Origin of the sequence: Parachlamydia sp. (assembly GCF_050255895.1) — a bacterium.
Taxonomy (GTDB): Bacteria; Chlamydiota; Chlamydiia; order Chlamydiales; family Parachlamydiaceae; genus Parachlamydia; species Parachlamydia acanthamoebae.
Window position 1 is genome coordinate 1 of record NZ_JBFWIR010000099.1, and the last position, 6769, is coordinate 6769.

7 protein-coding genes and 1 pseudogene are annotated in these 6769 nt (G+C 37.7%); 3 read left to right on the forward strand and 5 right to left on the reverse strand.

Annotation, left to right across the window (positions count from 1 at the left end):
* From AB7E63_RS12730 to AB7E63_RS12745, 4 genes and pseudogenes are all read right to left on the reverse strand, one after another.
* A pseudogene (locus tag AB7E63_RS12730) lies at nucleotides 1-214 on the reverse strand (hypothetical protein); the annotation flags it as partial.
* A 5-nt stretch (nucleotides 215-219) separates the two neighbouring features.
* The gene (locus AB7E63_RS12735; protein ID WP_006342553.1) at nucleotides 220-666 is read right to left on the reverse strand and encodes an ExbD/TolR family protein; all 447 of its coding nucleotides are present in this window, start codon (nucleotides 664-666) and stop codon (nucleotides 220-222) included.
* Nucleotides 667-679: 13 nt separating this feature from the next.
* Complete coding sequence (locus tag AB7E63_RS12740) at nucleotides 680-1336, reverse strand: MotA/TolQ/ExbB proton channel family protein (protein ID WP_006342554.1); 657 nt, start codon at nucleotides 1334-1336, stop codon at nucleotides 680-682.
* Nucleotides 1323-4142: a tetratricopeptide repeat protein gene (locus AB7E63_RS12745; RefSeq protein ID WP_161792762.1), complete on the reverse strand. Its 2820-nt coding sequence runs from the start codon at nucleotides 4140-4142 to the stop codon at nucleotides 1323-1325. Before AB7E63_RS12745 ends, AB7E63_RS12740 begins: the two co-directional genes overlap by 14 nt.
* Nucleotides 4143-4621: 479 nt before the next feature.
* Between AB7E63_RS12745 and AB7E63_RS12750 the strand changes: the two genes are divergently transcribed.
* From AB7E63_RS12750 to AB7E63_RS12760, 3 genes are all read left to right on the forward strand, one after another.
* Nucleotides 4622-5023 (forward strand): histone, encoded by a 402-nt coding sequence (locus tag AB7E63_RS12750; RefSeq protein WP_006342558.1) that lies wholly within the window; start codon nucleotides 4622-4624, stop codon nucleotides 5021-5023.
* 74 nt (nucleotides 5024-5097) lie between these two features.
* The gene (locus tag AB7E63_RS12755; RefSeq protein WP_428419619.1) at nucleotides 5098-5901 is read left to right on the forward strand and encodes an SET domain-containing protein-lysine N-methyltransferase; all 804 of its coding nucleotides are present in this window, start codon (nucleotides 5098-5100) and stop codon (nucleotides 5899-5901) included.
* 41 nt (nucleotides 5902-5942) lie between these two features.
* Entirely contained in the window at nucleotides 5943-6347 is a 405-nt protein-coding gene (locus AB7E63_RS12760; protein WP_006342560.1) for a hypothetical protein, read from the forward strand.
* Nucleotide 6348: 1 nt separating this feature from the next.
* On the opposite strand, the gene AB7E63_RS12765 is transcribed toward AB7E63_RS12760, so the two are convergent.
* A partial coding sequence (locus tag AB7E63_RS12765) for an NUDIX domain-containing protein (protein ID WP_428419620.1) occupies nucleotides 6349-6769 on the reverse strand: 421 nt, incomplete at its 5' end.

Sequence of the window (6769 nt, forward strand, 5' to 3'; positions counted from 1 at the left end):
CGACTTCAAAATCTACATTTACAACGGCAGGAGGGAAATTTAGTTGACTCCCTTTAATTTTAAAGGGTTGTACACGAAATAAACCAAAAGCCAGCATATGAAAAAGAAAAGCAATGCAAAACGCCTTCCTAAAAGCGGGACTCCAAAAAGCATCCTTCTCACGCAACGAGACATGAATATGTTTGTCTGCACCAATTTTTTCTAATTTTAACATGAAGCTTACAAGTATTCTGTTGGATCGGAATCATTGGGTTTATAGACCAAGCGAATTTGTGGACAACATTCCTGAGCAATGGAAAACATTTTAAGAAAAGATCCATAATCAACTCGCCTATCTACACTTAAAACAATTGTGGGAATATGTTGAGGATGCTGAGCCTGCATGAGCCTTAGTTCTTCCTGAAGCGTCGTTTTTAAAGATGACAAATCAATGATCATTTTTTTCGATCCCACATAAAGCACGTTTTGAGCATCCAAAACAACCAGGAGTTGCGTTGTTAAAGGGATGGAATCTTTTTCTAAAACAGGATTTTGGATATTTAAGGATTTCAATGGAAGGATGTCTGAAGTAATGATAAAAAAAATCAGCATCAAAAAGACAACATCCACCAATGGCGTCAGATCAATTAAATTATGAGAATGCTTAAGATTTGTTTTAAAAATCATTGAAAATCAACACTTAATAATAAGGATTCTCTTTTTGATCCATGAGTAAACTCACAATTTCAGCAGAGGTCGTCTGAATTTCTAGAACGAACCCTTCCACACGGCTAACAATATAGTTATAAGCTAAAACACAGGGAATCGCGACAACAAGACCTGCCGCGGTAGTCACGAGAGCATATTCCATAGCTTCACCAATTCGAGTGGCGGAAATATCGACAAGCCCGCTCATTCTCATTTCGGAAAAAGCCTGAATAAATCCTAAAACAGTTCCCAAAAGTCCGATAAGAGGTGCAATATGTGCAATGATCGAAAGGATTTTTGCATTTTTTTCTAGATGTGCAATTTCAATTAGCCCAGAAATTTCCATCGCATTTTCAATTTGATCTTTATCACGATTATGTTTTGCCAATCCCGCCTTAGTAATATTTGCAATAGTCCCCCCTGTATCTTCACAATACTGGATCGCTTCTACAATATTCCCATCTTGAATAATCTTGCGTAAATGGATGATAAATTGATTTGTATCAATCTCCGACCGATGGAGATGGATAAGCCTTTCGATAAAAATCGTGACTCCAACTAAAGAGCAGCATGCAATCACAATAAAAATAAGATTCCAACCCGATCCTCCATAAAAGGAGGAGGCTAGAAGTTCATTAGTCCAATCCATATTCTTTTTCCAATTTCTCTTTTGCTTTTGAAGACCAATCGCCACCTTTTTTGACTATCGTTTCGAGCTGTTTTTTAGCTAATTCTTGGCGTCCCTGTAATTCGTACATTTCAGATCGCAAAAACATAGCTTTCAAGCGTAAACCAGAGGCGACGTCTGAGTTAATGACTTTGGATAGCAACAGCATCGCATCATCCAGTTGATTGAGTTGTCGATAGCACATGCTTTGCTCAATCCATAAGGAAAGCTTTTGTTCTGAGCTTAGTACTTTTCCTTTCCCGGCATCTTCTGCCAATTTAAAGTAAGAAAGGGCTTCTTTAGTTTGGGCATGTTTTTGAGCTAAACACCCTTTTTCATACCATACGCGAGATAAAAAGTAACCTCGCGTGATTTTGGTTGCTCGATACTTTTCTAACATGCGCGTCAACTGCTGATTAGCTAAGAAGTCTTGCTCCCCCTTTATGTAAGCCTGCGCCAAGCCTAAGTAAGCTTCTTCTTGTAACAAAGGAAATGGATCACCTGGAGCCAAAATACTTAAATGTTGTTTTTCTTCGATTTCCTGGATCAACTCTTTAAAAACATTTGCCGCATATTCAATATAAATGGTTTTTTTTGCTCCTTGCGAGGATTCCGCTATGCGCAAGTTAGCAAAAGCTTTTTCTAGTTTAGCTTTGTAGTATAGCAAAAGATAGTGCTTAAATTCTTCAATAGAAAATTTTTTTTGCTCTTGAAATTCGTTAAAATGGGTTTCGATTTCCTGAAAAGCATCAATTGCGCTTTTGAGATTTTTTTTTCTAATCCATTTTCCATCATCTGTTTTACGATCTCTTTTATGATCTAATCCAATGAGAAAATAGGCGTTTAATAAGAGTGGTGAAGTCGGATATTTTTCACAGAATCCTTGGAGATGTTTGACCGCTAATTTATCGCCTTGCAAATATTCTCTATAGGTATACAAAGTAAAATAGGCTTCTGCAGCATGAGAAGAATTTGGATATTTATCCAAAACTTGCAGCCGATATTTTTTTCCTATCTGACTATCTTCTCCTAATTGGTCAGAGCAAGCAGCCGCAAAAAAAAGAGCACTTCCTGCTAAGGAAGACCGATCGCATGCTTGAGCTAATAAAAGAAATTCATCTTTGGCTCTTTGAAGGTCTTGATCTTCGTAGTAAATCCATGCCAACAAATAATGTGCCTTGTCTGCATAGGTTCCATGAGGGAAACCCCTAAACTGAGACAGTAAAGTACGTATAGCCAAATCTTTATATGCAGTATCACCATCTAACAATGCAATTTGCATAGCAATCAGAGCTTTTAGGTAAAAAACTTCATCAGGATGATCAAAAGCCTCTAAGATATCACGATGGTGGTGAATCAATTTGTCTAACGTATCGAGAGCGCCCAGCCGGATCTCTTTTTGATTTTGGAAATAGCAAGCTTGTAAATGATTGCGAATGGCGTCGGCCGCCTGCCTTTTATCGAGAGCCTTTAATAACTCAAAAGCTTGCGCAAATTCAGAAGCAGCTTGTTGAAACAAGCCATTTGCCTCAGCCGAATGTCCTTCCTTTGCAAGCACAGCAGCCTGCTCTAAAGAATTCTCCGCTCTTAAATACCACCCTTTAGCAAAAAAAGGATTTTCCTGATAAGCATCACTAGTTAATTCTCGATAAAATTTTTCTCGCAATCGAAACGTCGGAGCCATTTCCGCTCTCAACCGCAAGGCCCGAATTTGTCCCTCTAGAGGGGAGAATAACTCTTTTCGAGATAAAACCTCCTCCGCTCGCTGATAGGCCGTAGCGTCTTTTAAAAGGGAAGCTTTAATCAAATGGCAAAGCCCAATGGATAGATAAACCTGCTCTTCTTTGCAAACCTCGGACAATTGCTGAAAGAGGATTTCTGCTTTTTCCAAAGATTGCTGGCAAAAAATGAGATTTTGGGCGGATTCGTTTCCAATCTTTAAATAGCACCACCCTAAATGGTATAACGTATCTTGATACCAATTCATTAAATGCCTTTTTTTAGCTGGAAGAGCGCTTTCAAAATGGCGAGCAGCTTGAAAATAATCTTTAAGAGAGAAAGCAAGCTTTCCACGTAAGTAGGAGGCTTCCAATTGCAAAGCACGCTCCACTTCAAGATCTGCATCAAAATAGCTGAGCAGAGCTTCTACACGCGGATAATCCTGTTTAGCTAAAGCTATTCTAGCTAAATTTAAACGAGAAGCATTTTTTAGAGCGGCATTTTTTGCCGTAAGTAAAGTTAAAAAATGGGACTCGGCACCCGCATAATTCCCTTCCAAGAAATAAGTAAGTCCTAAATCAAATCGTGCATCCTCTGCTGATGGCCCTTGTCCCTTCGGCTGAAAATCCAAAAACTTTTGCAGCCAAGTCTTCGCATTTTCATAGTCATCAGAATGCCGATAAGAACTGCCAAGCATATAAGTAAGAAAGGGGTCCTGAACGGATTGATTTTCCAAAAGCTTGATGATTTCAGAGAACTTCCCTTCCATGTAATAACAAAAGACAAGCTTTTGAAGGACGTTCTCTTCTCCACTTGGGAGAGATTCCGCGTATTGATCTCCTTCTCTATCCCAAGCCGCTCGATAAAAAGGAATGGCCTGCTTAAAAAGTGTCGCGTCAAAATATTCATCAGCCAATTGTTTTTTGTCTTCATCCCCTTTCGATTGCAAAGCCAAGATGGCATGTAATTCTTGATCCGTTTGCAAAACGACATGATTTTCGCCTGCCATAAAAGCCGGTAAAAATAGCTTCACAATAAGAAATGAACACAATACATGAATAAAAAACATAACGCGAATTCCAAAATTTCTTCCAAGAATACACGATGCCCAATTCTGAATAAAGATTCCTCTCTTAGCAATCATTGATAAAAATGTATAAGAAAATTGGATTTTAATCTTCGAATTCGCTAATTTGAAGGAGAAAAGGGTTCTAGGTAGCCTTCTTAAGGATCGTTTTTGCCTCAAGCAATAACCTCGTAAGATTTCTGGATCATCACCTTTCGGTGAACCGTCTATTTTTTAAGTAGCGTCGGATGAGCAACTATTCTTTTCCAAGATGTTTCTTAGCCTTTTGACTATGACAAGAAATGGCTTTAAACATATTCTTAAATTCTTTTTTTGGAAGAATAAGAATAAAAGAGTAACCCCTTTTCAGGTTTTTTTTGCTTCAAAATTTTTACCTTTGTAAAAAAAATGTTGCACAATATATCCAAAAGTAAATATTCAGTTAATTGTCATGAACTCTAAATTTAAGGAGGAGAATCCGCATGGCGTTGAAAGAGACAACAAAAAATATGAAGCATCTGCTTGTACAAATCGCTGAAGATCTTGAAAAAGCTGATGGTGGCAACAAAGCTGCTTCTCAACGTGTTCGTACTGGAACAGTAAAACTTGAGAAAATTGCAAAATTGTATCGTAAAGAATCGATTCAGTCTGAAAAAGGCACAAAAGGCCGCGCAAAGAAACCCGCTGCTAAAGCTGCAAAGCCAAAAGCGGCTGCTAAACATGCTGCGCCTAAACATGCTGCTGCAAAAGCTCCTAAAGCAAAAGCGACAAAAGCACATGCAAAACCAGCATCAAAAGCTAAAAAAACAACAGCTAAAGCCCGCCCAATGTCTTTCAAAAGACCAACAGCAAAGCTTCCTACTAAAAGAGCCGGCGCTAGATAAAAATCGACTATGAGCGATGATTAAAATGGTAGGGAGGCTGTTGCCTCCCTTTTTCTTTAACCCCAGTTTATGAAGTGCCCTTACACATTCCACCCGTTTGCCAAGCCGTTATTCAACAAGACATCCACACCTTGGAACAACAGCTTGTCTCCCATCCCGAAAAACGGCATGCGCGTGATCCCCATGGTTTCACTGCCCTAGAACTTTGCCAATTACTCGGATTTACTGAAGGGGCTCGCTTACTGTCTAATGGCCAACAAGAAAGAATCAAAATTTTCCCAAAAAATGGCACCCACTCTATAAAACTAACTTCTATCGAATTTGAAAAACACTTCCGTATCTCTCATTTTTCCAGTTTAAGATTTAAAAACTACCAAGATTTATGCGATACCCTAAAACATGTTCCTTTGCTTTTAAGTCACCTACTTAAAAAAAATGCTCAATTAATCCATAACCCATTTAAAATCAATCTTGATCTGAAAGTACATCCTTCTTTAATGATTAAATGGATCGATCCTCTAATAGGCCACGGGGTTTACACAACTGCCCCCCTACAAGAAAATACAATCCTTGGTGAATACACAGGCATGGTTCGCCGACTATTGCGCCGCCAACCCAATCCGAATGCTTATTGCGTGCATTACCCCACCCGTTATTTCTCATGGAACTATACGGTGATCGATGCTTCCGAAGGAGGAAACCTGCTTCGATTCGTCAATCACAGCGATACACCCAATTTAAAGCCACTTTGGGTCATGGATCGCCATCTCCTTCACTTAGTTTTTATAACGTTGTTTCCTATTCTCTCTAATTCAGAATTAACAATTAATTACGGAGAAGACTACTGGATTAAAAGAACTAAATTGATCTCAAATTAATTTATGTGATAGAATTAATTTTAGATTAAAGAGGGGGTTTTATGAATATCTCAGATTATAATAAAAAAGAGAGTTCCGTGAATATATTTCATGATAAATTAAATACTCTATTTGATTTTGCAGAAAAAAAATTAGAAACAAAACCACCTGGTCGATTTAGAAAAATTGCCAATTTTTTTCGAAGAGAAATACCTTCTGATAAAATAGCCAGTACAATTGCAAAATATTGTAACCAGAATCATGATAATTTATTAACATTAGACAAAAATAGAGCGATTGAAATCGTTAATAAATTAAAAAATAGGCAGATTGAAATTCACAAAAAAAGCCCTAAATCCATTACTAAGCAATTTGATAATTACATTAAGCTTATCGATCGTAGTGAGCCTGGCAGAGATGAAAAAGATAAGCATATCCTTAATTTATTCCGACGCAAACACAAATAAATTATTTTATTTTATTCATAATCTTTCTATGCCCGGAAGAAAAAGCCAATTTTTCTAATTCTGTCATTTCTAGCCACTGATACCCTTCAACAAGGCTTAAACTTGAGGCTTGAAAAAATTCTGGAAATAGTGTCACGTGAAAGCGCGTAAATCCATGTGTAACGGCATCCATAGAAAAAATGTGTGTGACATTAAGCCTGAATTCATGCGAGATTATTACCTTAAGCTCTTGAATATGAATACTTTCAAGATTTTTTTCAAAGTAAGGGAATTCATATAAATCTGACATAATCTCCCCTTTTTTACCTCTTTTCACAAGTACCTTTTGTTCATAATGAATAATCGGAACCATTCGAAAAAGTTTTTCTACTTTGACTTTATCAGACTTAACGGGCCGCTCAGATACTGTTCCAGAACGATAG

Excerpts from the sequence above, each read along its gene's own strand:
- AB7E63_RS12735 (WP_006342553.1), bottom strand. The coding sequence starts at position 666 with ATGATTTTTAAAACAAATCTTAAGCATTCTCATAATTTAATTGATCTG.
- AB7E63_RS12740 (WP_006342554.1), bottom strand. The coding sequence starts at position 1,336 with ATGGATTGGACTAATGAACTTCTAGCCTCCTCCTTTTATGGAGGATCG.
- AB7E63_RS12745 (WP_161792762.1), bottom strand. The coding sequence starts at position 4,142 with ATGTTTTTTATTCATGTATTGTGTTCATTTCTTATTGTGAAGCTATTT.
- AB7E63_RS12750 (WP_006342558.1), top strand. The coding sequence starts at position 4,622 with ATGGCGTTGAAAGAGACAACAAAAAATATGAAGCATCTGCTTGTACAA.
- AB7E63_RS12760 (WP_006342560.1), top strand. The coding sequence starts at position 5,943 with ATGAATATCTCAGATTATAATAAAAAAGAGAGTTCCGTGAATATATTT.